Annotated in this window: 20 protein-coding genes; 11 read left to right on the top strand and 9 right to left on the bottom strand. The window is 47.6% G+C overall.

Annotated elements, in window-relative coordinates; translation table 11 throughout:
* Window positions 1-13: 13 nt before the first annotated feature.
* Window positions 14-667, bottom strand: coding sequence for a hypothetical protein (locus BLQ32_RS08515; protein ID WP_074510017.1), 654 nt, complete (start codon window positions 665-667; stop codon window positions 14-16).
* 274 nt (window positions 668-941) lie between these two features.
* Here BLQ32_RS08515 and BLQ32_RS08520 point away from each other — a divergent pair, with 274 nt between their 5' ends.
* A complete protein-coding gene (locus BLQ32_RS08520) occupies window positions 942-3,479 on the top strand; it encodes a bifunctional diguanylate cyclase/phosphodiesterase (protein ID WP_074510018.1) in 2,538 nt (845 codons plus the stop codon).
* A 47-nt stretch (window positions 3,480-3,526) separates the two neighbouring features.
* On the opposite strand, the gene BLQ32_RS08525 is transcribed toward BLQ32_RS08520, so the two are convergent.
* On the bottom strand, window positions 3,527-4,681 hold the full coding sequence (locus tag BLQ32_RS08525) for an endo-1,4-beta-xylanase (RefSeq protein WP_074510019.1): 1,155 nt from the start codon (window positions 4,679-4,681) through the stop codon (window positions 3,527-3,529).
* Window positions 4,682-5,056: 375 nt separating this feature from the next.
* On the opposite strand from BLQ32_RS08525, the gene BLQ32_RS08530 reads away from it, so the two are divergent.
* Both BLQ32_RS08530 and BLQ32_RS08535 read left to right on the top strand, forming a co-directional pair.
* A complete protein-coding gene (locus tag BLQ32_RS08530; RefSeq protein WP_036802264.1) occupies window positions 5,057-5,503 on the top strand; it encodes a DUF4385 domain-containing protein in 447 nt (148 codons plus the stop codon).
* 144 nt (window positions 5,504-5,647) lie between these two features.
* Complete coding sequence (locus BLQ32_RS08535; RefSeq protein WP_074510020.1) at window positions 5,648-6,535, top strand: TIGR01777 family oxidoreductase; 888 nt, start codon at window positions 5,648-5,650, stop codon at window positions 6,533-6,535.
* Between the two features lie 52 nt (window positions 6,536-6,587).
* Here the strand turns inward: BLQ32_RS08535 and BLQ32_RS08540 are convergent, their stop codons facing one another.
* Window positions 6,588-7,052 (bottom strand): GNAT family N-acetyltransferase, encoded by a 465-nt coding sequence (locus tag BLQ32_RS08540; protein ID WP_175557093.1) that lies wholly within the window; start codon window positions 7,050-7,052, stop codon window positions 6,588-6,590.
* Between the two features lie 84 nt (window positions 7,053-7,136).
* Complete coding sequence (locus BLQ32_RS08545) at window positions 7,137-7,928, bottom strand: DUF817 domain-containing protein (RefSeq protein WP_074510022.1); 792 nt, start codon at window positions 7,926-7,928, stop codon at window positions 7,137-7,139.
* Window positions 7,929-8,094: 166 nt separating this feature from the next.
* On the opposite strand from BLQ32_RS08545, the gene BLQ32_RS08550 reads away from it, so the two are divergent.
* Window positions 8,095-8,871 (top strand): alpha/beta fold hydrolase, encoded by a 777-nt coding sequence (locus tag BLQ32_RS08550; protein WP_074510023.1) that lies wholly within the window; start codon window positions 8,095-8,097, stop codon window positions 8,869-8,871.
* Between the two features lie 221 nt (window positions 8,872-9,092).
* Window positions 9,093-11,459, top strand: coding sequence for a M14 family zinc carboxypeptidase (locus BLQ32_RS08555; RefSeq protein WP_074510024.1), 2,367 nt, complete (start codon window positions 9,093-9,095; stop codon window positions 11,457-11,459).
* A gap of 479 nt (window positions 11,460-11,938) precedes the next feature.
* Here BLQ32_RS08555 and BLQ32_RS08560 read toward each other — a convergent pair whose 3' ends face one another.
* Complete coding sequence (locus BLQ32_RS08560; RefSeq protein WP_074510025.1) at window positions 11,939-13,870, bottom strand: S9 family peptidase; 1,932 nt, start codon at window positions 13,868-13,870, stop codon at window positions 11,939-11,941.
* Window positions 13,871-14,044: 174 nt separating this feature from the next.
* Here BLQ32_RS08560 and BLQ32_RS08565 point away from each other — a divergent pair, with 174 nt between their 5' ends.
* The gene (locus BLQ32_RS08565) at window positions 14,045-15,229 is read left to right on the top strand and encodes a CDP-glycerol glycerophosphotransferase family protein (protein ID WP_074510026.1); all 1,185 of its coding nucleotides are present in this window, start codon (window positions 14,045-14,047) and stop codon (window positions 15,227-15,229) included.
* A 66-nt stretch (window positions 15,230-15,295) separates the two neighbouring features.
* Here BLQ32_RS08565 and ytvA read toward each other — a convergent pair whose 3' ends face one another.
* Together ytvA and BLQ32_RS08575 are read right to left on the bottom strand one after the other, a co-directional pair.
* On the bottom strand, window positions 15,296-16,078 hold the full coding sequence (gene ytvA / locus BLQ32_RS08570) for a YtvA family blue-light photoreceptor (RefSeq protein ID WP_074510027.1): 783 nt from the start codon (window positions 16,076-16,078) through the stop codon (window positions 15,296-15,298).
* Window positions 16,079-16,214: 136 nt separating this feature from the next.
* Window positions 16,215-16,973 carry an SDR family oxidoreductase gene (locus BLQ32_RS08575; RefSeq protein WP_074510028.1) on the bottom strand — a complete coding sequence of 253 codons (759 nt, stop codon included), beginning with the start codon at window positions 16,971-16,973 and terminating at the stop codon, window positions 16,215-16,217.
* Between the two features lie 141 nt (window positions 16,974-17,114).
* Between BLQ32_RS08575 and BLQ32_RS08580 the strand changes: the two genes are divergently transcribed.
* Window positions 17,115-17,687 (top strand): TetR/AcrR family transcriptional regulator, encoded by a 573-nt coding sequence (locus tag BLQ32_RS08580; RefSeq protein WP_074510029.1) that lies wholly within the window; start codon window positions 17,115-17,117, stop codon window positions 17,685-17,687.
* 256 nt (window positions 17,688-17,943) lie between these two features.
* Entirely contained in the window at window positions 17,944-18,729 is a 786-nt protein-coding gene (locus tag BLQ32_RS08585; RefSeq protein WP_036802286.1) for a TerC family protein, read from the top strand.
* A gap of 119 nt (window positions 18,730-18,848) precedes the next feature.
* On the opposite strand, the gene BLQ32_RS08590 is transcribed toward BLQ32_RS08585, so the two are convergent.
* Window positions 18,849-19,073 carry a hypothetical protein gene (locus BLQ32_RS08590; protein ID WP_036802289.1) on the bottom strand — a complete coding sequence of 75 codons (225 nt, stop codon included), beginning with the start codon at window positions 19,071-19,073 and terminating at the stop codon, window positions 18,849-18,851.
* 342 nt (window positions 19,074-19,415) lie between these two features.
* On the opposite strand from BLQ32_RS08590, the gene BLQ32_RS08595 reads away from it, so the two are divergent.
* The 3 genes from BLQ32_RS08595 (at window position 19,416) to BLQ32_RS08605 (ending at window position 22,915) form a co-directional block, all read left to right on the top strand.
* The gene (locus tag BLQ32_RS08595; RefSeq protein WP_074510030.1) at window positions 19,416-20,123 is read left to right on the top strand and encodes a Na-translocating system protein MpsC family protein; all 708 of its coding nucleotides are present in this window, start codon (window positions 19,416-19,418) and stop codon (window positions 20,121-20,123) included.
* Window positions 20,124-20,274: 151 nt separating this feature from the next.
* Complete coding sequence (locus BLQ32_RS08600; RefSeq protein ID WP_074510031.1) at window positions 20,275-21,297, top strand: potassium channel family protein; 1,023 nt, start codon at window positions 20,275-20,277, stop codon at window positions 21,295-21,297.
* A 142-nt stretch (window positions 21,298-21,439) separates the two neighbouring features.
* Window positions 21,440-22,915, top strand: coding sequence for a protein adenylyltransferase SelO (locus BLQ32_RS08605; RefSeq protein WP_074510032.1), 1,476 nt, complete (start codon window positions 21,440-21,442; stop codon window positions 22,913-22,915).
* A gap of 529 nt (window positions 22,916-23,444) precedes the next feature.
* Here the strand turns inward: BLQ32_RS08605 and BLQ32_RS08610 are convergent.
* Window positions 23,445-24,026 (bottom strand): biotin transporter BioY, encoded by a 582-nt coding sequence (locus BLQ32_RS08610; protein WP_074510033.1) that lies wholly within the window; start codon window positions 24,024-24,026, stop codon window positions 23,445-23,447.
* Window positions 24,027-24,423: the final 397 nt, after the last annotated feature.

Consider the following 24,423-nt stretch of genomic DNA (forward strand, 5'->3'; position numbering starts at 1 on the left):
AAAGGGGATTTTTCTATAACTCGGTATAAGATGCCTGGATGGTCTGATGGATGGCGCCCATGGTTTGGCGCTTGAATTGGTCTGGTACCGAATGGCCGCTTGGGTTGGCGTAATAATAGGCGCCAATTTTTTCGTCATAAGTGAAGCCCAAATTGCTCAAAGCTTGCTGGAGTTCTTCCGGCAGCTGCTCTTTGCCGGTTTTTTCAATAAAATAAGGAGTCGGAATCACTTTTACATCGATGTCGTTTTTTCCAGTATGGACGATAAACAAGTCTTTCTTGTTTTGTACAATCCATTGGTCTTTGGAATAAAGTGAAATTCGCCGTTCATGCAATTGGGAAATGCCTTCAAGGTTGGTGCCGAATATATGGTTCAATACGGCGCGGACTTCTGCCCCTGTTGTCGGTTTGTGGTTTTCTGCTATGTACAGATCCACCGCAGCTGCAGAAAAATCGCTTGCACCTGGAAACGCGACGGCTACACGCTCGGCAAAGTTTTTATCCAGCAAAGGGGCTTTGGATAAATCCAAGCCGTATACTTCGCGGATGACAGCACATATTGCTGGTCCATCAATTTGTTCAGTGGATGCAATGCGCTGATCCATCAACGCTACCTTTGTTAATGCTTTTGCATCTTTTGGAGCTGATTCGGATGACATCTCTCTCATGTTTTATTCCTCCCTGTAAAAAAGAATGGATGCAGTTTCCTATTCATTCCATTATAGCGCAAACGTCCCAGTAAAAATATTCCTCTTTTCAAAAACTGAAGGATAGGCTAATGTAATCTGAAAAGGATATGATTTATACATTGGAACTGCAAAAACGAGCCGAACTTACCCGTAACTTTCACAAAAACCTAGAGACAGTAGATGTAAAATGAAAGCTAGGGAAATGATTTATCCGAACGGTCTCTTTAGTAAAAGAAAAGCGAGCTGAAACGAAATGGTAAACGACAATCGCAATCTTCCGGTTCATACGATCATCAATGCCAGTCCCCATATTATTATTTTGAAAGATCCGGAAGGCCGATGGCTGGAAGCCAGTGAAAAAACGATGCAAATCTTTGGGCTGGATAAAGAATGGGTGATCGGCAAAACGGACGTAGAATTAGGGGATATGTATCCGCATTATAAAGAAGCCGTCTCCTACTTTTTTGATTCCGATCAACGGGCATGGCAAGCGAAAAAACAGATTCAAGCGGTTGAAACCGTTGCCGTTGATGGCATAGATCGCATGTTTGACGTCGTCAAAATTCCGATATACGATTCGGAAGGCATGCCGGAGTCTCTGGTCGTAATGGGCAAGGATATTACGGAAATGCTGGAAAGTGAGCAGATGTATCAATCCTTTTTCACCGACCACCCGGACGGCGTCTATTCTCTTGATAAAGAAGGGCATATTCTGGACCTCAATAAAGAATCCGAAAACATCAGCGGCTACAATAAGAAGGAATTGATCGGCAAGGATTTCCGGATGGTGATTGCACCTGAAGTGCTTGAAGAAGTAAACCGCCGTTTTGAAGAAGTGCTGCAGGGATTGCCGCAATGGTACGAATCCAAAATTCGCAGCAAGGACGGAAAAACGCTGGATATCCAAATCACTACCCTTCCGGCAAAACTAAAAGGAAAAATCATTGGCATCCACGGCATGCTGAAAGACGTGACCGAGAAGAATCAGCTGGAGCAATTGCGAAATGAACAAACAGTGATTTTGTCCAAAATCGCGGCAGGAGAATCATTGGAAGAAATCATGGGGTACCTTACAGGGGCTGTCGAAAAAATTACTCGTGTTATTTGTTCAGTCATGTTTTATGAAAAAGAACACCATTGGCTCCGTTTCGCATATGGACCGAATTTGCCGAAAGCGTTCGCCAAAACAATTGATTACTTTCCAGTCGGCCCGAACTTCGCTTCGTGCGGACATGCCTCGCATACGAAAAAGCTGGCGGTTGCTGCAGATATTGAGGCAAATCTCTCCTGGAAGCCGTGGAGCAAAGAAGCTGCTGCACATGGACTCCGCGCTTGTTGGTCGATGCCCATTCTCTCCGCTGACGGAACGTTGCTTGGGACGTTCGGCGTTTACAGCGGGGAAGCACGGGGACCGCAGGCGATTGAAGTGGATATGTTGACGACATTCAGCTATTTATCGGGACTGGCCATTGAACGCAGCCGGCATGAGGAGAAAATCCAGTTTTTAGCCAATCATGACGCGTTAACGAATTTGCCGAACCTGCGTTATTTTAAAGAAGTTTTTTCAACTGTGCGGGAGCAAACTGATGAGCTGGCGGTCATGTTTATGGATCTTGACCAGTTCAAATCGCTGAACGATACATTCGGCCATAATTTCGGGGATATTTTGCTTCAGGAAATCGCCAAGCGAATTGAAGAAACAATTGGTGAAACCAATATGGTCGCACGGATGGGCGGCGATGAATTCATTCTGTTGATTCGGACGATCACCGACGCGCAGCAGGCGAAAGAAATGGCAGAGCAGATTTTAAAGGCCACAGAACAGCCGCTGATGATTGAAGGGCAGGAGTTTCAAGTGTCGGCCAGCATCGGCATCAGCTTATTCGGCCGGCACGGCACCACCATCGGGCAGCTGATGAAAAATGCGGACGTGGCGATGTACAATGCCAAAGAGACAGGCGGAAACGCCTGCAAAGTCTACGAAACGACAATGGACGATAAAGCCTATGAACTGTATATGTTGAGAGGGGAATTCCGAAAAGCCCTTGAACAGCAGCAGTTTGAGCTTCATTATCAGCCGAAAATCAGTTTGAACACCGGACGCATCACGGGTATGGAAGCATTGGCCCGTTGGCGCCATCCGGAAAAAGGGGATATCAGCCCAGGCGTTTTCATTCCGTTGGCAGAAGAAAGCGGCTTTATCCAGGAACTCGGCAATTGGGTCATCCAGACGGCTTGCCGGCAAGTGAAGGAATGGCGCAAAACAGCAGGGGACGACATCAAAATCGCTGTAAATGTTTCCGTGAAACAGTTTATCAAACAGGATGTAGCGGCTTTCGTGAAGGCCACATTGGAAGAAATGGAGCTGCCGCCGGATTGCCTGGAAATTGAAATCACCGAAAGCGTCCTAAGCAGCCATGAATCTGTCATTCAGCAAGCGGTGAAGAATCTGCAGAAGCTGGGCATCAAAGTATTGATTGATGATTTTGGAACGGGATATGCTTCCATGACTTATTTAAAGCAGTTCCGGGCGGATGCCATCAAAATCGATCAGTCGTTCATCCGGCATTTGCCGAACAACCAGGACGATGCCGCAATCGTTTCGGCGTTGATCACTTTGGCGCAGGCACTGGATATTTGCATTGTCGCAGAAGGCGTCGAAACGAAAGCACAGTTGGATTTCCTGCGGGAAAAGAAATGCTGCGAAGTCCAAGGCTATTATTTCAGCAAGCCGCTGCCAGCAGCGCAAATGTCCAAACTATTAAACCGGCAATTTTCATTTGAACAATAAAAGAGCAGAACCCGTCCGGAAATCCGGCTAGGTTCTGCTTTTCTGTTTTAATCGATGATGGCCCAGTAAGCCGGTTTTACGTTGTAGTACGGGTCAAAGACGAACGGTGCATCTTTTCCGACGCCGTCATTGTATTCTTCCGCACGGTCATCCAGCCACGTGTGGTTGTCTGTGATTCCCCAGAACGTAACATTGCTGATTTTATCATCCAATTCTTCGTACAGTTTGAACAATGCATCGTAGCGTTCCGCTTGAGCCTGGAACACTTCATCCGGAATTTCTTCGTAAGACTTGAACGCGGGACGCGGCGGCCATCCATATAGGCTGACATCCAGTTCTGTGATTTGGTTGTCTAAGCCGAGGCTTGCGAACATATTGATGGAATCTCTCGTTTCCTGAAGAGACGGCCAGCCAAGCTGGATATGCCCCTGGTGGCCTACACCATCAATCGGTACGCCTTGTGCCAGCAATTCTTTTACTAAGTTGTACAAGTGAGTCCGTTTAGATTCCACTTCGGTGTTGTAGTCATTGATGTAAAGCTTCGCGTCTTTTCCGGCAAATCGTCTTGCTGTTTCAAAAGCGACAGCGATGTAGTCGGTGCCTGTGATTTGGTACCAAGGAGATTCGCGCAGCCCTTTATCATTCGGAGCGTACTCGTCGATGACTTCGTTGACGACATCCCACGAATCGACATCATTTTTATAGCGTTTTACAATCGTCTTCACATGCGTTTCCACACGCTTCAGCAATAATTTTTTGTTTTTCTCACGCTGTTTTGGATCGGTTTCATCGACCATTTTCTTGCCTTCTTTATCAAGGAAGAACCATTCCGGCACTTGGCTGTGCCAAATAAGCGTATGGAAGCGAAGGTCCATATCGTTTTCTTTTGCAAACTTCACAATTTTATCGGCTTCTTTAAAGTTGAATTTGCCTTCTTCAGGCTGAATGTTGATCGGCTTCATGATGTTCTCGGCGACAAGGCTGTTGTAATGCTTTTTCAGCATCTCGCCGTCTTTCCCTTCCAGCTGCGAAGTTTCAACCGCAGCACCGATGGTAAAGGATTTTTCATAGCGCTCATCCAGCTCGGCAACATCAAAGGCACTGACAGGGTCCGTAACAGAAGCGGCTCCAGCCATGCCTGACGGAAGCAATAACGCAACAGCTAAACCGGATAAAAGGGGTTTACGTAGAACTTTTAGCATTTTTCGGTCTCCTTTAAACTTAAGTATTTTGTAAAAAAGGCCAATCTAAAAATTGCTATCCAAACCTCCTTTTTCAAAATTTTAGCTGAATGAGAAACGAGTAAGCGTTTTCATTTCAATTCAAAAAATAAAAAACTTACTTCATGTCTCGAAATATATTATAACCACAAAAAGTTAATTCAGTCACTATACAAACAAAGAATATTTAGTATTTTTAGAAAAATGGTTAAAAAGACATGTTTTACCAATGTGGTAAAATGAAATAACAGATGCAGTTCCGGCTTATGGTGGGAAAAGGGATGTTAAAAAGAGTTGGCTGTTCGGCTGCATTTTCTTTTGCAAAAAGGGTATAAAAAGCCAAAGGAGTGAATGTCCATGGCTTTTGATTACGACCTTGACTATGAAAATTTGGATCTCAGAAAACATCCCGAGCTGTACCGAGTGGGCAAAGGCGAGCAGGGCGTGCTGTTGGTGGAACCGTATAAAGGCGAGATTTTGCCGCATTGGCGATTCAAGACGCCTGAGATTGCGCAGGAATCCTGCGACAAAATTTACGAAATGTTTGAGGAATACCGCAAACAAGATGATTTTGTCGGCATGGACATGGCGCGGAAGTTCATCCAGATGGGCTATACACGTGCCCGCCGATACACCAATTACAAAGGCGGACGCAAATACAACGAAGACAGAACGATCAAAGAGCGCCAAATCGATCCGGTCAAAGCGGAGTCGGCGGCCATTTTCAAAAAGAAATGGGACGAGATTCGGGAAGACGAAGATTATTTGCGGCGCAAAAAAGAGCACCAGAAAAAGTATGGATAAAGGCTGCAAGGTCAGCCTTTTTTCTATGCCCGGCACTCAGTAATTCCAGGCAGAGCTTATTTTCCAAAGTCCCGGTTTTCGGGAATCTTGTTGGCGGCTTCTGCGTCCTTTTAACTAATAACAGAAAAGAAATGGGGAGACAATTTGAAAAAGAAAGTGGTAATCGCAGGGGGCACCGGATTTATCGGCCAATACTTGGAAAAGCAGTTCCAGGAACAAGGCTACGAAGTACTGATCATTTCCCGCCAGTCAAACCAGATTTTATGGAATGACCACAGGGGAATTGTCTCCGCTTTGGAAGGGGCGGAAATGGTCATTAACCTGGCCGGCAAGTCGGTCAACTGCCGCTATACCGACAAAAATAAAAAAGAGATTATGGAATCCCGGACGGAAACGACCCGGCTTCTCGGCAATGCAGTCCTGGACTGCGAAAATCCGCCGCCGCTATGGATCAATGCCAGCACAGCAACGCTGTACCGCCATGCAGAAGACCGGCCGATGACAGAAGAAAAAGGGGAAATTGGCAGCGGTTTTTCCGTGGAAGTCGGTCAGGCGTGGGAACAAGCCTTTTTTGCCTTTCAGTTGCCGAAAACCCGCCAGGCAGCACTTCGTCTCGCCATTGTGCTGGGAGATGAAGGAGCTATGGGCCCGTATAAAAACATGGTGCGTTTCGGCCTTGGCGGCAAGCAGGGGAATGGCAAGCAAATGTTCAGCTGGATTCACGTGGAAGACGTCTACCGCATTATTCTTTTCTTGCAGCAACACGAAGAGTTAAGCGGCGTTTTCAATGCATCCGCACCCAATCCGGTTACCAACAAGGAATTCATGGAATCGGTGCGCAAAGTGATGAACCGCAAACTTGGACTGCCGGCGGCGAAGTGGATGCTTTCGGTTGGTGCAGTGGCCATCGGCACAGAAACCGAGCTGATCTTGAAAAGCCGCTGGGTGCTGCCGGAACGCCTGGAACGGGCCGGGTTTGAGTTTAAATACAAAATGCCGGAGCCAGCACTGCGCGAGATTTTAAAGAAATAACTAGTTTAAATAGCATTGGACAAAAGGAACTTCCCAATGGGAGTTCCTTTTGTCATTCCAATTGCAGTTTCAGTCCTTCGTGTGTAGCTTTGAAGCCGAGCTGGCCATAAAAGCGCAAGGCATCTTCCCGCTGCTTGTCCGAAGTGAGTTGGACCATCCGGCAGCCGCGCTCTTTCGCCCGTTCGATTGCCCAGGAAATCATTTGGCGCCCGATTCCTTTGCCGCGGACAGAAGCTGCGGTCCGCACGCCTTCAATGGTCGCCCGCCAACTGCCCTGCCTTACGATATAAGGCGTAAATGTAATTTGCTGGACGCCGACAATCTCGCCGTTTAGGCAGGCAACAATCAGTTCATTGTTTGGATCAGCTTCGATCGCTTCAAAAGCTTGGATATAAAAATTCGGCAGCTGCTGCTCAAAGCGTTCCCGTTCTTTTCCAAGCACATCATCTGCGAGCATTTCCACAATTCGGTCGAGGTCTTCGCGTACAGCGTTTCTGAACTCTACAGCAGTTTCCATCATCCCACTCCTTTTTCTTCCATCGTACCTCACACACCTATATTCGTGAATTCGAAATTAAAGAAGCAAATGCATAAGATTTTCTTATGGTTCATTGATGGAGGGCTGATCTTTTACCCGATACTTCAATAAACTTTTCACCCGCTTCAATTGGGCGACGATGATGACGGAAATGATGACCAATAAAAACCACGAGCTGATTTTGCCGATATGGACGAGCGACCAGGCGGCTTGCTGGTTGGGGTATTGCCAGGCGCCAAGAAACGTCGTCAGGTTTTCGGCTATCCAGATAAAGAAACCAATCAGCAGGAACGACAGGATCAGCGGCATTTTGTAGGTGCTTTGATGGATCCGGAACGTCACAGCGGTCCGGAAGAAAATCACGAACAGCAGCCCTTTTAAAATCCAGCGGAAATCGTAGGTGAAATGATGGGTGAAGAAATTGGCGTAAATCAAAACGGAAATGGCGACGGTGAAGAATGGTTTGGGCCAATCGTAAATTTGGAGGTCCATCCGCCGCCACGCCTGGCAAATATAACTGGCGACACTGGCATACATAAAACCGCTATAGAGCGGGACGCCGAAAAACTTGGAGTAGGCTTCTTCGGGATAACTCCATGAACCCATATGCACTTTGTACAGTTCAAGCCCGAGGCCGATGACGTGGAACACACAGATTACTTTAAATTCATCAAGGGTTTCCAGTTTCGAGGCCAGCATGAATACTTGCGCCGCGATGCAGATGAGCAATATGAAGTCGTAGCGGGGAACGAGCGGAATGTCTACAAACTTTGATAAAGCGAGTGCGGCAAAAATGATGACTGGAAAAAGACAGGACAGTGCTTGAAGATAGCCAAAGCGCAAAAAGTTTCGCATGTGAATGCTCCTTTCCGTTTCTGGAAGAAAGATTTTACATTGAGACGAACGGGCTTCGCTTCATGTTTCCCAGGTTCTCAAAAAAAGAGGCTTGATTCACAGAAAGCGGGTATAGAACAAAAAGATGTACAGTGATTATTACAATTTGCAAAAAGGAGGAAATAGTATGCCAGAATTTAATTCAAACGGTGTCCGCTTGCATTACGAGGAAACAGGGGACGGTGAACCGCTGCTTCTGCTGCATGGGTTAGGCTCAAGCCATTTTATGTTCAAGGAAGAGATGGAGCATTTCAAAAACGGCTACCGCACCGTTGCTATCGATTGCCGCGGGCACGGCCAATCCGATCGGCCGGCCAAGTTCACGCTTAATGACCACATTGAAGATGCCGTAGCACTGCTTGACCATTTAGGCATCGAAAAAGCCCACGTGATGGGCGTGTCGATGGGCAGCTATATTGCCCAGGGCTTAGCGCTTTCGCATCCGGACCGAGTTGGAAAACTCATCTTGGTCGTTTCAAAAGCCCACGGGAAAACTTCGTCCACCCAGGAAATGCTCGTCCGCTATGCAGATGAGCTGGAAGGGATCCCTGAACAAAAGCAAATGGAACACTTGTACAAATATGTCTTTCATAACTTGCCGGCAATTCAAAAATGGCAGGAAGAAATGCTGAAACTTGAACCGGAATTGTCGGTTGCAGAAATGGCAGCGGCAAACAAAGCCATGGAAGGGTTTGATTTTCGGGCAGCACTGCCAACTGTAGCTGCTGAAACTTTAGTAATCAGCGGGTCCCACGATGGCTTGAATCCGCCGGTTAGAGGGAAAGAGTTGGCGTCGCTCATTCCGAATGCCACATATATTAAATTCGAAGGGTCCGGCCATGCCCCAAATGTCGAAGAACCGGAGAAATTCAGAGAAACCATTTCAAATTTTTTAAGACGATAGACTTAAAGCTTAGAGTGAAATCTCTAAGCTTTTTTATTTTATGTAATAAATTTAGTTGGAAAAGAAAATAAGTATTAAAAAAAGAAGGGGAAATAGATGAATTTAATCCTTTAAAAATCTAAATTATTAGTTAATTGTGATTATGGAGTGGACAGGTACATTCGATTATTATTAGAGTTAGTTAATATTTATACAACTAATATCCGACTGGGGGAACATGAATGAAGAAAACGGTTAGCGGGTTACTGGCAGTCAGTTTACTGGCTTCAGCACCATGGTCTTCGGTGCTGGCAGAAGCGCCACAGACTACATACGTAAATGCACTGGAAGAAAAAGACGGCAGTTTGTTCAACAGCGAAAGTTATGACTTTCTGAGATTCTCGAAAGTGGGGGCGGAACTTGAGCGGATCGCCAAGTCTTCGAACCGCGTGAAAGTGGAAGTGGGCGGCACATCGGCTGACGGGCATCCGCTCTACGTCGTGACCATTGCCGACCCTAAGTCAGGCGGCAAATTCGGACAGAACAAAGCACTGCGCAACCAGATGTTTAAAAATCCCAGCAAAGCACAAGACTGGGTGAAGAAAAATCCGGACTTTAAAGTGCCAATCATGATCAACGGTTCCATCCACGGCACGGAGTTTGTCGGAAGCGATGCGGTCATTCAATTGATTGAACGTTTTGCGACCCAAAACGATTCCCAGACCCAAAAAATCCTGGGCAGCAATATCCTTATCTTCAATGTCGTGGCTAACCCGGACGGCCGTGTGGATGCGACGCGCTTTAACAGCGAAGGCATCGATTTGAACCGCGATTTCATCACCCAATCCCAGCCGGAGACCCAACACACGGTCGATTTGATCACGGAATGGAATCCGATGGTGTTCCTGGACACGCATGGCTACGTGAAGAATTATGCGAAAAACAAACAAGGTTTGATTGAACCGTGTACGCCGCCGCACAACCCGAACTACGAATACGATTTGTATAATAAGTGGGCACTTGGACAAGCGGCAGCGATGGAAAGTGAAATCATGAAAAACAAAGCCGGTTACACAGGAACGATTTATAAAGAGATGGTCGGCACTTACGTTCCGCAGCGTGACGATTCAGCAGGATGGGACGACTATCCGCCAATCTTCACTCCGATGTATGCGATGTACCACGGGGCATACGGCCATACCCTGGAAGCGCCGACCAACGATGAAGACGGCGTGAAGTGGATGTACGATGCGGTGATGGGGGCGCTTCAATACGCAACCGACAATAAAGATGCGATGATCACCGACCAGATCGAGATGTTCAAGCGCGGCATCAACTTCGACCACCCGTTCCATGCAGACGGCTTCTTCCCGGAAGCGTATGTGCTGCCGGTCGATGAAAAAGATCCGACGGTAACGGAAAAAGCCGTCAACCACTTGATCCAAAACGGCATTGAAGTGGTGAAAGCTTCAAAAGCCTTTACTGTCGAAGGGAAAACTTATGCCAAAGGTTCGTATATCGTCGACATGGCACAGGCCAAAGCGGGACTTGCGAACACGATGCTGTGGGACGGTGAAGACATCACCAACGACACGCCGGCGATGTATGATATTTCAGCCTGGAGCCTGCCGGAACTTTGGGGCTTCGAAGCAGATCCGGTCCAGACAAAAGTCGCGGTCACTGCAGCGAAAGTCAATGAAGTGAAAGGCCAAGGGTCAGTTACTGGCAAAGGGCCGTTCGTAATTCCAAACTCTTCGGTAAAAGCGGTGGAACTGGTGAATACGCTTCTTCAGCAAGGCGTTGCCGTTAAACGCAGCGAACAAGGCGATTTCTATGTGGAAGCTCCGGCGAACGCGATTTCGGCTGCTGTGAAAGCATCCGGCATCCAAGTGAAGAGCGGAACAGTGCCGGCAGGAGCGGAAAAAATCTCTTCTGTAAAAGTGGCGCTCCTTGAAGACGGCGGCATAGGCAAAGTGCAGTCGCATTCCGGGATGAACCTGGCGCTTGAACGCCTTGGGTTCGATGTGACGGAACTATCTCCTGTTGAAGTGGCAGAAGCAGGGCTTAGCGGCTTTGACGCATTCATCTACAACGGTACGGAAAGCTTGATTTCCACAAACTTAAGCGGGGCGAACAAAGAATTCGGCTTCCAAAATGCCGGGCAATTGGGCAAATTCAAGGCAAATGTCGATGCATTCATCGCTGATGGCGGCAAATACATCGCAGCTGGAGCCGGGGCGTCGCGCGCAACGAAAACGCTCGGTTTGACGACAGCGACTGTCACTACTGGCGGCGGCAACAGCAACGGCATCGTGTCGGTGGATTACGACGGCACTGGCATCACAGCAGGGTACGGCCAGGACGACTATGGCTTCGTATACCGCCCAGCCTGGTACACAGGCGTTGACGCGGATGAAGTGCAAGCGGCATTCGACGACAGCGACTTCTTCCTGGCAGGCCACTGGAAAGGCAACGAAGCGGCATCAGGCAAACCAGTCATCGTCCGTGAAAGCGATAAAGATGTTACTTTGATCGGACTTGAGCCAGGCTTCCGAGACCATACGGATTACCTGTTCCGCTTGATTTCCAACGCGCTTTATACAAAATAACAGACAGAAAAAGGAGCAGCTGAATTTTCAGCTGCTCCTTCAAGTGTATGATTATTTCTTCACTCAGTCGTGTGACAAGCGAAATAGGTTGACACTATTCCTTAATTGCTTTACTGTTAGAGACGCGATGAGCTCGTTTGCGTAAGACGACCAGCAATCCTTCGTTGGAACACGTTGTGGAGCGTGGCTAGGCCGCCGCAAATTTATCGAGACCACTTTGCCTTCGGGCAAAGTGGTTTTTTAGTTGATTTATTTAAGGGATCGGCTATGTCAATAAACAGCATGGTCGAACGTGGCGAAACAGGTTTTTCGGATGCAAATAATAAAATACGCTCAGCGATGGCAGAAATACGCACAGCAAACGTTAAAATACGCACAGCAAGTGAAGAAATACGCTCAACAACGCTTAAAATACGATTCCAGCAGAACATACATAGAAGAAAACGGAGCGGCCCAAATTTCTTGGGCGCTCCGTTTTTTTATGGCCTTAAGTTTTCAATCGGTACCGGTTCGACGGCATCGGCCGGTTCAAAGCCGAAAATTCGGCTATAGAAATACAGCTCGGCTTCAATCGAACGCTTGATGTTTTCTGCGATGCGGAAGCCGTGGCCTTCGCCTTCAAATGCCAAATAAGCGACAGGCAAGCCTTTTTTCCTTAACGCATCGACCATCAGCTCTGCTTGATTCGGCGGAACGATTTTATCTTCGAGCCCTTGCAGGAAAATGATCGGGCAGGACAGCTGATCCGTGAAATTGATGGGTGAGCGGTCGTAATACATTTGTTTCGCTTCCGGGAAAGGTCCGATCAAGCCGTCCGCATAGCGGGATTCGAATTTATGCGTTTCGTTGGTGAACACTTCGAGTTCACTGATGCCGAAATAGCTGGCGCCTGCGCGGTAGACGTCCGTGAAGACGAGCGAGGCCAGGGTCGTATAGCCGCCGGCGCTGCCTCCGACAATAACGGCGCGGTTGCCGTCGACTTCACCTTGTTCCACCAAATATTTTACGGCATTCGCCGAATCCTCCACATCGACAATGCCCCAATTGCCTTTCAGGCGTTCCCGGTATTCCCGGCCGTAGCCGGTCGATCCACCGTAATTGACGTCGACTACCGCAAATCCGCGGCTTGTCCAATACTGGAATTCCAAGTTCAAGGCGGAAGTGGCAGCGCTTGTCGGCCCGCCGTGGACCGTTACGATGAGCGGCGGCTTTTCGCCTGTTGGCGCGGTATAATCCGGATTTTTGGGACGGTAATAAATGCCATAAGCCGTCTTGCCGTGCGCTGTCGGAAATTCAATCGCTTGCGGAATCGATAAATAGTTTGGATCCAAGTCCAAATCTGAAGACACTTTCACGTCCTCCAAACGGCCGTATGCATTCATCTGTACAATGCGAAGTGGATCCGTGGGCGACGCAGCGAGAAAGGCGGCTTCGCTGCCATTGCCATGGATGGAAGAGAACACCGTAAAGCGGCTGTCGACCGGAGCCGATTCGCCGGTTTCAAGGTCGATCTTCGCCAGTCGCCGGTTGCCATTGTGTGAATACGAAGCAAGCACCGTCGTGCCGTTCAAAAAATCATAATCCGACCGGCCGAAAATCCAGCTCGGCCCGCCAAATTCTGCTTCCATAGGGCACACGGTTTCCACTTCACTACCGTTCCAGCGCATGAGGTTCCACCAATTGCTTCGGTCGGAAAGGAAATAAAGTACGCCGTCAGGAGACCAGACCGGCTGGAGAATGGAATCTGCCGGTCCGCCGGCCACCATGCGGGCATTGCTTAGTGAACCATCGTCATTCAAATCAGCAAGCCACAACTGGGTTTCATCCCATGGCATGTTCGGATGGTTCCACGTCAAATACGCCAATTGTTTTGCATCCGGGCTGATCCGTGGATTGGAATAGAAATCATTGCCGGAAGCGACAATCCGTTCATTGCTGCCGTCGAGGTCCATCGCAACAATGGCCGTTTCTGCGGAAATGGCGGATTGGCTATGGTCTTCTCGTATCCAGTATAAGCGCCCGTATGAAGCATCAACTGCCGCATCGGCGTAGCGCAGATCCGGCTCCGAGGTGAGTGTTTGAAATTGCTTTTCCCCTTTTCGGACATACAGCAAATTATCATCAAAATTCGAGAAGTACAAATGGGATTGATGGACGATGAACGGCGCGCCGCCGTATTCGTGGACGCGGGTGCGCACGTTGAAAGGAGCTGGCGTCAGTTCTGTCGTCGATCCGTCGGGTGTTCTTTTCATGACCGTATTCCGTCCGCCTTCTAAGGGACGCTGTTCTAGCCAGTAAAGGTCCGGCCCATCCCAAGCGATACTTAAAAAACCGACCGTGTCTTGGGTGATCAAATCAGGGGTAATCGGTGATTTCCAGCTGCCGTACGGCAAAGTTGCAGGATGGCTCATATCATTTTTCCTCCTCGGCGAGTAAACTTAGTTAAATGGTATTTCTTTATTTTACCAGTCAATCTGTCAGAATTGGTGGAAATCTTATAGTAAATATCTGCCTTTTTCCATAGACAGAAAGCGGGAAGTGTGGAAGAATAGAGCCACAATCCCGATAGAGAAAAGAGGGGGCATATGGAGCTGAAGGGTTACGGAAAAGGCAATTGGATATTGGAATACTTCAAAATTATTCTGGCGTTTATTGCGGCTAAACTGTTTCCGAATACAAGCGGCAAAAAAATTGTGCTGGTCGGCGGCAATCTGGGCGAAAAATACGAAGACAATGCTGCCGTGCTGCACCGGTATTTAATCGATCATTACGCGGATGAAATGAGCATTTACTGGCTTTATGACCCGAATACGGCATATGTAAAAGAACAGAACATCCCAAATGCCATTGCGCTCGGCAGCTGGGAAAACTATGTGCTGTTTTTCCAGGCGGATTATTCGTTCCACGGCCATTCGATTCTGTATGACCTTGCGCCTTTTGCGCCCCATTTTCTGCTTTTGAACGATAAAACAGTCATGACCCACGTCAGCCATGGCATTGAAGGCTTTAAAAAAATCCTGATCCAGAAAGAAGACCTGCCGCAATTAGAGCGGACGGATTTTTTCAATTGCGCCTCGCAATTCGAACGGCGGATCAAACGGAATGAATGGGGAATCCCGGAAGAAAAGCTGATTGTGACCGGCTTTCCGCGTTTTGACCGGTATCCGGCAGATCAGCCGGCCGAACGCGTCAAACGGGTGCTGGTGATGATGACGTGGCGTGAATGGCTCCTTGAATCAGGCACCAAAGAATTCGAACAAAGTGATTACTACCTCAATACGTACGGGCTCCTGCAGCATGAAGGCATCCAAAAACTACTGGAAGAACAGGACATGGAAGTGACCGTTGCGCTCCATCCGTTCATGCAGCGTTTTGAAAAGCATTTCGAAGAAATTTCAAGCGGGCGGATCCGTTTTGTGGCTTTTGAGGAACTGTCCATTTCCAAAGCCATTGAAGAAAACGACATGCTGCTGACCGATATCACGAGCGTCTCCTGGGATTTCCTTTATTTGAACAAACCGATTATCTTTTATTTGTTCGACCAGGAAGACTGGGAAACAAAGCGGGGAATTTACTTGGATTTGAACAAAGACTTGTACGGCTACAAAGCAAAGACGGCAGAAGATGTTTACGGATTTTTGAAAGAGATTACCGGAGGCGTCAATTTCAACAAATGGTACAGCATGGCACCGCAGTTTATCGACTTTTTTGATCAGGACAACTGCAAGCGGCTCACCGATCGAGTGTTTGGAACAAAACGTACAGAATAAAAAAAGCCTCCAGGCGGATGCATTCAGCAAATGCATCCACTTGGAAGCTTATTTTATTGGATAGAATCAACGGATTCCGTTTTGTGAAAATGCCATGGCTTGCTGAATCGATGAAAAAGTCAGCAACGGGCGGCTCTGATCTTGGAGCGTGCCCAATTCGCGCGCAGCTTTTGGGGAAATGCCGGTGACATACAGATGTGTGCCCATCAGTTTCAGGACATCGCGTATGCTCAACAACCCTTCCAGCGGAAATCCTTCTTCCCAATAAAGTCCGGTGACATCAATCATGACGTGTTCAATTCGTTCTTTTTGCACATATAAGCTCAATTTCGAAATTAAAAGGTCAAAGCGATGATGGGTCATGTTGCCGATTAAAGCGACAGCCGCCACGTGGTCCTGCAAAGACAGGATTGGCAGCATAATCTGTTCAATTTCCAATTCTTTTTCGGTCAATTCCTGGCGTTGATTATGTTCCAGTGTAACATCGGTTTGGGTGCCGATAAAATAAAGGGCGCCCATGACTTCCACGGGTTCAATGTGCAGGCGGTTCCAGAAGAGGGATCCGTCCTTGCGGTAATTCTGCAGCGTGACTGTTACGCTTTCTCTAGCTTCGATTGCCGTTCTGATTTTCCGGCGCTCTGTGGGATCTGTTTCTTTTCGCTGGAGGAAACGGCAATTCCGGCCCAACACTTCAGACTGCTGGTAACCGGTCATTTTTTCAAAAGTCCGGTTTGTATAGATGATCGGGTTGTCTTCCTGTGAAGGATCGGTTACGATAGTGGCCACGTTGCTGCCATCCACCATAGCCTCAAGAAGCGTAAGTTGTTCTTCAAAAGCTAAAGTTTTCATCTGAATTACCTCCACCAAGTCTTGCCTTGTTTAATCGCTTATTTATCGTAGCATAACAGCCAGAAAAAACCAAAAACCTGCTTGAACGAGAAAATCTCTCTGTTCAAGCAGGTTTTTTTAGTTATACCCATTTCGATCAATAAGAAGTCCAGCCGCCGTCGACTGTTACGACTTGGCCATTCACAAAGCTTGCTTCATCAGATCCGAGGAATACCGCCAAATTCGCGATTTCTTCCGGTTGGCCGATGCGCGGATTCAATGCCATGCCCAGCTGCTGGCGGCCCATGCCGACTTGGCTGATGTTGCTCATGCTGCTGCCGATATTGGTCGCAACCGCTCCAGGCGCAATGCCGTTCGTGCGGATGTTTTTATCGCCGTACATGAATGCCGTGTTTTTCGTCAAACCAACGACTGCATGCTTGGAAGCTGTGTAAGCGGCTCCGGCACGCCCTCCATAAAGGCCGCCCGCAGAAATGTTGTTGACGATGGCGCCGTGCCCTTGTTCAAGGAACATCGGAATTGCCAAGCGCATCGTGTGCATGACTGCTGTCGTGTTGACCGCAAAGATGCGATCCCAGCGATCGTTTGAAATTTCGCCTACTGGTTCCATGCCGTCCATGATGCCGGCGTTGTTTACCAGAATATCCAATTTGCCGAATGCCTGTTTCGTTTCTTCGAACAGCTGGTTGATGTCTTCTTCCGAAGTAACGTTTGTTTTCACAGCAATTGCTTCAGCCCCTGTTTCTTTAAGGGCATCTGCTACTGCGGTGGCCCCTTCAAGATTCAAATCGGAAACGACGACTTTCGCGCCTTCTTTTGCATAAGCTTCCGCAATCGCTTTTCCCATTCCTGAAGCCGCTCCGGTTACAATTGCAACTTTGCCTTCTAATCTCATCGTAAAAACCTCCTGATTTTTTATTGAACATTTGTCTAATAAAAAGTATAGTAGAGAAAATGAATAGCTTCAATAATCAAATAAATTTATAATGTTCATTAAACAACAGATTTTTAAATTTTGTTTAGTAAGGGGATGGAAATGCTGAAAAGTGATTTGCGGATAACAAAAACCAAACAGGCATTGGAAGAAGCACTGCTTACTTTATTGCAGGAAAAACCGTTGAAGTCCATTTCCATTACCGAGATCTGTCGGCTCGCCAAGATTAACCGCGGTACCTTTTATCTGCATTACGGCCAGATTGAAGACTTGTTTGAGGAATATTACAAAGAAATCATGAAAGACTTAACCGATTCGTACCAGGAACCTTACCGGCATGCCGACATTTTAAATACGAAAAAGTTAAATCCATCAACTATCCGGATTTTCCACCATATTGAAACGTACAAGAACTTTTACCGCATCGTCTTTTCACGGACCGTGCCGATGTCGTATTATTACCTCCTATTCAATCAAGTCCAGGATTTGCTGAAGCGGGATATGGAGCTCAAGTTGAAATCTTCAGTCGATCCCGCCATGCTCAGCGCTTATCAGGCAAACGCCATACTTGGCCTCATTATTGAATGGGGGCGGAACGATTTTCAGCAACCAGCAGAAGATATGAACCTGCTGCTGGTCCGCATTTTGAACATCCAAATAGAAAGCCGTGGGTAAGCGAATCTGCGAGAGTTTTGGATTTCGACATATATTCATTTTCAATAAGCTTAAAAGATGGTATAGTAAAGGTACAACTCAATAGACTTTGACTTTATGTCAAGGGGGAGTAGCTGTAGGGAAACCTATTTCACAGTCGTCATTACATGGTTCGTAGCCATCGGTTGTGATAGCAATCAATTTTGCTTAGCGAGACCTTTGCCTTTTATTAGGCAAGGGTCTTTTTTGTTGGCAAAAAACACAAGGAGGATGAAAGATGGAAGCAATTTTATTGGAGTACGCTTGGGTATTACTGGTTTTGATTGGATTGGAAGGGCTCTTGGCAGCCGATAACGCCGTCGTGATGGCAGTTATGGTGAAGCACTTGCCGAAAGAGCAGCAGAAAAAAGCATTATTTTACGGATTAGCAGGGGCATTTATCTTCCGTTTTGCCGCTTTGTTCATGATCACGTTGTTGGTGAACATCTGGCAGATTCAGGCACTCGGGGCCGCGTATCTATTATTCATCTCGATTAAACACATTTACGATCAGCGAAAAAGTGAAACTGGCCATGCCATTGATGTGGAACCAGAACCGAAAAAAGGTTCCGGCTTCTGGATGACCGTGTTGAAAATTGAAATGGCGGATATCGCGTTTGCGATTGACTCGATGCTCGCAGCGGTAGCGCTTGCTGTTACATTGCCGCATTTGAATGTATTCGGAATGAGCGATATCGGAGGCATCAACTCCGGACAGTTCTTCGTCATGCTTGCCGGTGGATTGATCGGCGTCATCATTATGCGATTCGCTGCACACAAATTCGTTAAGCTTTTGGAAACGTATCCGCAGCTGGAAACAGCCGCATTCGTCATTGTCGGATGGGTAGGGGTCAAACTTCTTGTGATGACGTTGTCACACGAAAAGCTGGGCATCTTGCCGCATGACTTCCCGCACTCGACGCCATGGACGATTACGTTCTGGGTTGTATTGGTCGGCATCGTCGTTGTCGGAGCATTGCTTGGGGTTAAAAAGAAAAAAGAAGAAGAAGCTGAAGCAAAATAAGCAAGAAAATCAAGAGCCTGCTTGGATACCCAAGCAGGCTCTTTCATTTTGTGGTTTTTATCCACTGCGGTGAACATGCCGATAGAAGAGGAAGAAATTTGGGTGGAACGGAAGGGCAGCTAATGCGCCGAATTGATGTAACTTTCCTCATGATGCACCATCAATTGTACAGACGTGCAGTGTGGGCAAACACTATACCCTTTTTGAATTTGGAGTGACTCGATATAAACAGGGCAGTCCTCAAACTCGCGTTTTTCAATCGGTGTCGTTATAAATCCGCACCGGTCTCCGGCATAGACGCGTTGGTGAATCGTTTTTGTTGCATGATCAATTAAATATTTCATTTCCCACACTCCTTTCTACAAGAAAAGGCAAGTATTCTATGGGTGTCTTATCCTTAGCTTACAGAAGTGCTAAAAAGAAGGGTAGTGCCGAAAAGTCTATTTTTATCTGAAAAATCAGATTTTATTTTATAGAAAGGAAATAAATATGGATTTTCTTAAGTCCTTTTGCCTATTCTGTGAGCACATCAAAAGTCCGTTGAGGAGAAACCGTCAATTCAGTGCCGAGTTTTCCTTTTCTTCATGCTGAAGCAAGCCGAATAAAATCCGTATCTAGTCGAAGCCGATTCCTATATAATAGAGCTAAATTAGAAGAACGTTTTCTGAAAGCAAGGGGGCTTTAGAATGGCAAAAGAAAAAACGCTTGAATCGGAAATCGGCAGCTATTTTTCAAACTTGCTGCGGACAAATTTTGGCAAAGGGCCGACGTCGGTTTACGTCACAATTGCTGAACCTTTTATCACGGTTCATTTTCGCGGTTTTATTTCGCCGATGGAGCGGGTGCTGATCAACCAAAAAGAACATCAGCGGATTCTGGAAACCCGAGATTTAATGATGGATGAGTTGAAACCGGACATTATGCTTGAACTAAGCAAGCATTTGAACAACGATGTACAAGAATTGTATGCGGACTGGAACCTTGAAAAAGAAACCGGCATGATTATCAGTGTCTTGAATGGGGATGATTCTGAAGGCTCCATGCCAGTTCCAGAGGATATAGATTTAGAAGCTTTCCGTGGAAAAATCATCGAAGCGAGCAACAAGGCGCAAAAAGCTCCAGGCAGTACCACCATCTATTGGCTGAGTGACCGGACGATTGTCGTGCGGCGCACGGAAATTTTGGTGGAGATTGAAAAGGCACTGATCAAGAATGGATTTGAAGAACAATTGAAATTGGCTAAACGCCCGCTCGAGCATCAAATGCTGCTGGAAGTAGGGATAGAGTCCGTTTTAAACCGCTCCATAGCCGAAACTTTTTTGGATTGGAATTTTGAAAAAGACTTAGGCTTTACCATCTTTTTATTGGAACCCCCAAAAGCGAACGAAACCTGAAAGGGGTCAATGATTGCCGGCATGCAGAACCTCTTGCATGCCGGCAATTTTTTATGCGAAAATCTTCGGATATTGTTAGTAATTCCAAAAGAAAAGGTATAACACTAATACGCCAGGCTTGAAAGCGAACGGCCGATTAGGAGGGTAAGATATGTTCGAGCTGATGAAGAGGGCCGTCAAAATAAATACAGCCAAGTTATTGATTTTTACAGCAATATTTTATGTACTTTCTGCGTTTATCATCCATTACCTTGAACCGGAGGAATTTCCAACGCCCTTTATCGGGTTCTGGTGGGTCATGACGACCGTCACGACCATCGGGTATGGCGATTATGCGCCGCGCACCGTTCCGGGGATGCTGTATGGCATGTTCCTGTATTTGTTCGGCATTGGATTGATCGGGGTCATTCTTGGAAAAATTGTGGATGCGTATTCTTATTTTAGGAGGATGAAAATGCGGGGAAAATTGGATTACAAAGGAAACAATCATTTTCTGCTGATTGGCTGGTCCAAAAGCGTCCAGAAGACAGTGGAAGAAATACTGGCGAATAAAGATGTCGACAACGATGTCGTGCTGATCGATCATTTAAAGGAATCACCGTTCGTACACGAACGGTTCCATTACATCCGCGGCAATCCGACCGATATGGACATACTCCAAAAAGCGAATATTGACAAAGCCAATTCCGTATCAGTATTTGCTTCAGAAAACGAAGACGAAGTGACGACTGACGGAAAAACGCTGTTGGTCGCTCTGGCAATCGAAGAATACGCAGAAGCCCGGAATATTGAAATCTATACCATTGCGGAAATTGTCCACGAAGCACATATCCGAATGTTTCAATACGCCAAGGTTGATGAATTCGTGCTGTCCACGGAATCGTTTCCGCATTTGATGACAAAGGCTTTGCTGCACCACGGTTCCAGCCGGCTGTTTATGAACTTGATCAGCCATGCCCACGGCGAACATATGTGGGAGATCAAACCGGATCCTTCCTGGAAAACGTACGAAGACGCTTTCGAATCGTTGCGGCGCCAAGGGGCAAATTTAATCGCAGACGGCAACGACCTGAGCATCATCCGCCGCATGCACGATGCCATTCCCCCTGACTCCCGCCTGTATGTTATCTGCGATGAAGAAACTTACCGGAAACTGGAGCTGGCACCGCTGTGAGCAAGGAAAAGGCATCTTTGCATCCTAAAAGGGTATAGTAAAAAGAGAAAAGGTGCATCTTAACGGATGCCTTTTGGCAGAGTAAATTCCTCAGGCATGTGATGCACAATAATAGTACGAAAAAAGAAAGAAGGGACATCCTATGACACAGCGACCAGAAAAAACGGAAACCGGGTGGAAGCTTGAAAACAGCTACGCCCGACTCCCGCAAGTGTTTTTTACCCGTCTCCGGCCGGATCCGGTGCAGTCCCCGAAACTTGTGGCATTCAATGAACCGCTCGCAGAAATGCTCGGGCTCGATATAGAAGATTTGAAAAGCGAAAGCGGCACAGCCATCCTGGCAGGCAATGAAATTCCGGAAGGTGCATTTCCATTGGCTCAGGCCTATGCCGGCCATCAATTCGGTTTTTTGACGATGCTTGGCGACGGCCGTGCGGTACTGCTCGGTGAACAGATCACCCCGGGCGGCGAACGGTTTGACATCCAGCTGAAAGGTGCCGGGCGCACCCCTTACTCGCGAGGCGGAGACGGACGTGCAGCCCTTGGGCCGATGCTCCGCGAATACATCATCAGTGAAGCGATGCACGGCCTCGGAATTCCAACGACACGCAGCTTGGCGGTAGTCGCAACAGGAGAAGAAATCCGGCGCGAAACCAGCCTGCCGGGTGCTGTATTGACCCGCGTGGCAGCGAGCCATCTGCGCTTTGGGACATTCCAGTATGCTGCCGGAGTTGGCGATATGGACAAAATCCGGGCGCTTGCGGACTATGCAATCGAGCGCCATTATGCGGACGTGGACCTTGGCGATAACCGCTACCTTGGCTTTTTCAAAGAAGTGGCAAAGCGCCATGCCTCGCTCGTTGCGAAATGGCAGCTCGTCGGCTTTATCCACGGCGTCATGAATACCGACAACATGACAATCAGCGGCGAAACCATTGACTACGGCCCCTGTGCCTTTATGGACATGTACGACCCGGCAACAGTGTTCAGTTCCATTGACCACCAGGGGCGCTATGCTTACGGCAACCAGCCGCAGATTGCCGGCTGGAACTTGGCTCGCTTTGCGGAAACAATGGTTCCGCTGTTCCATGAAGATTCGGAAGAAGCGGTGAAACTTGCGCAAGCGGTATTGTCCGATTACATCAAAGCCTATTACGCGCACTGGTTGGCCGGCATGCGTGCGAAGCTCGGCTTATTCAGCGAAGAAGCGGAAGACGAAGTGCTGGTTGCCGATCTGCTCAATTTGATGAAAGAGTACAATGCGGACTACACAAATACTTTCCGTGCGCTGACGCTTGGTGAGTTCGAAGAAACTTCGCTGTCCGGAAAAGCGGAATTTAACGAGTGGAAAGAACAATGGGAAGCACGGCTTGCACGCCAAGACCAGTCTTTGGATGAAGCACGCCAGTTGATGCGGAGCCACAACCCATCCATCATTCCGCGGAACCACCGCGTGGAAGAAGCACTGGATGCCGCTGTCCAAAGAGGCGACTACAGCGTCATGGAGCGGCTGCTGAACGTACTCGCCGATCCGTTTGCTTATTCCGAAGAACAAAAAGAGTACACGAAATTGCCGCCGGAAGCGCCTGATTCTTATCAGACCTTCTGCGGAACCTGATTATATAGAAGAAAAACGGCTAACACGGGATGGGTTAGCCGTTTAAGCTTATAGACAAAAGAATTTTTACGCATGAGAAGTGAATGAACATACAACAGGAAATACCGGATCCTCCGTTTCAGCCGGACGCGTTCCGCGGGCTCGCGCCGAACTAACTCGGAACATACGTCCCGAGTGGATTTCGGCACTTCGCTATCCCGCTGGAGTCGCCGGCTTTCACTTCGAATCCTAAACATGAAGATTATCTAGAGGTGTCGCTTTTCTTCTTGAGTTGCCTGTTTAAGAGTCAATCGGATTACCATTCACTTTCGGATCAAAGAGAGACGCCCCAACCGGTTCGGCCACGGAGACTCCTGTGGGACCAGCGAAAGCTGAAGGCCCCGCAGGAGCAAAGCGACGAGGAGACTGAGGCTGAGCCCACGGAAAGCGAAGTGGCCGGTCCGGTTGGTTTTATGCATTTCTATTCATTTAAGTTAAACTTTGTCCACAGTCTGAAACGGCTAACCCGGGATGGGTTAGCCGTTTTTTGTCAATTATATTTCTGGATGATTGGACGCAGGCGGAAGGCGAATAGTCCGGCCAGCACGGAAAGGATCAAGTCCTTTGGCAGCGGAACGGCCATCCAAGCCCAAGCCATCTGGTAAGTAAAGCCTTCGGGTGCAGCGAACCATAGTTTGTAGGCCGCATACATCCAGTTGGTGCCGAATCCGTAATTGATGACCAGGCCGACCAGCGCTGCGACGACAAAGCCGGTGCGGGTAGGGAATTTCTTGGCGACCCAGCCGCTTGCCAGTGCAATGAGCACAAACGAAACGATGAAGCCGAATGTCGGGCTGATGATGGTGTCCATGCCGCCTGAGAAGCCCGCGAATACCGGAACGCCGGCAAGCCCGATAAAGGCGTAGACGATCATGGCAAACGCGCCTTTCCGGCTGCCGAGCAAGATGCCTGCTAAGATGGCAAAAAAGGTCTGGAGCGTAATCGGCACACCGCCGATGATAAGGAATGCGGAAATGTTTGCCCCGACGGCCATAAGCGCCGCGAACATGGCGATATGTATTAAGTGCAAAGTCTTGGTATGATTGGATGTTCTGGATGGAGCAGTTGTCATTTTTTTCCCTCCGTTGTTTGGACTAAATTCAGTATAATCAAACATAATATTTGAGTCAACTTAATTTTTAAATAGGTTAACACAAAAAGAATAGAGTTTTCATTAATTTTAAATTAAACCTCTCAGGAAGGAAAAAAATGCGTCATTCGTGTTAGAAATGGCAAATGTTCACTAATTCGTACTAGAGGGAGGTGCCCGATTGCTGTTGAAACATGATATTATGACAAACGGTGAAATTAAGAGCGGTTCAGCACAAGAAGGTTTTTGGCGATTGGACTGAAAGGATCAACTACATAGCACATGAATAACTGAGTCAAGAGAAGAAAGTGGCAGTGCGTGTTTTGTATAAGAAATGCCTAGTGATTCAGAGTTTTTTTGAAACGGAAAAACGTAAAAG

The sequence above is a fragment of the Planococcus glaciei genome, from assembly GCF_900099655.1.
Lineage (GTDB): Bacteria > Bacillota > Bacilli > Bacillales_A > Planococcaceae > Planococcus > Planococcus glaciei.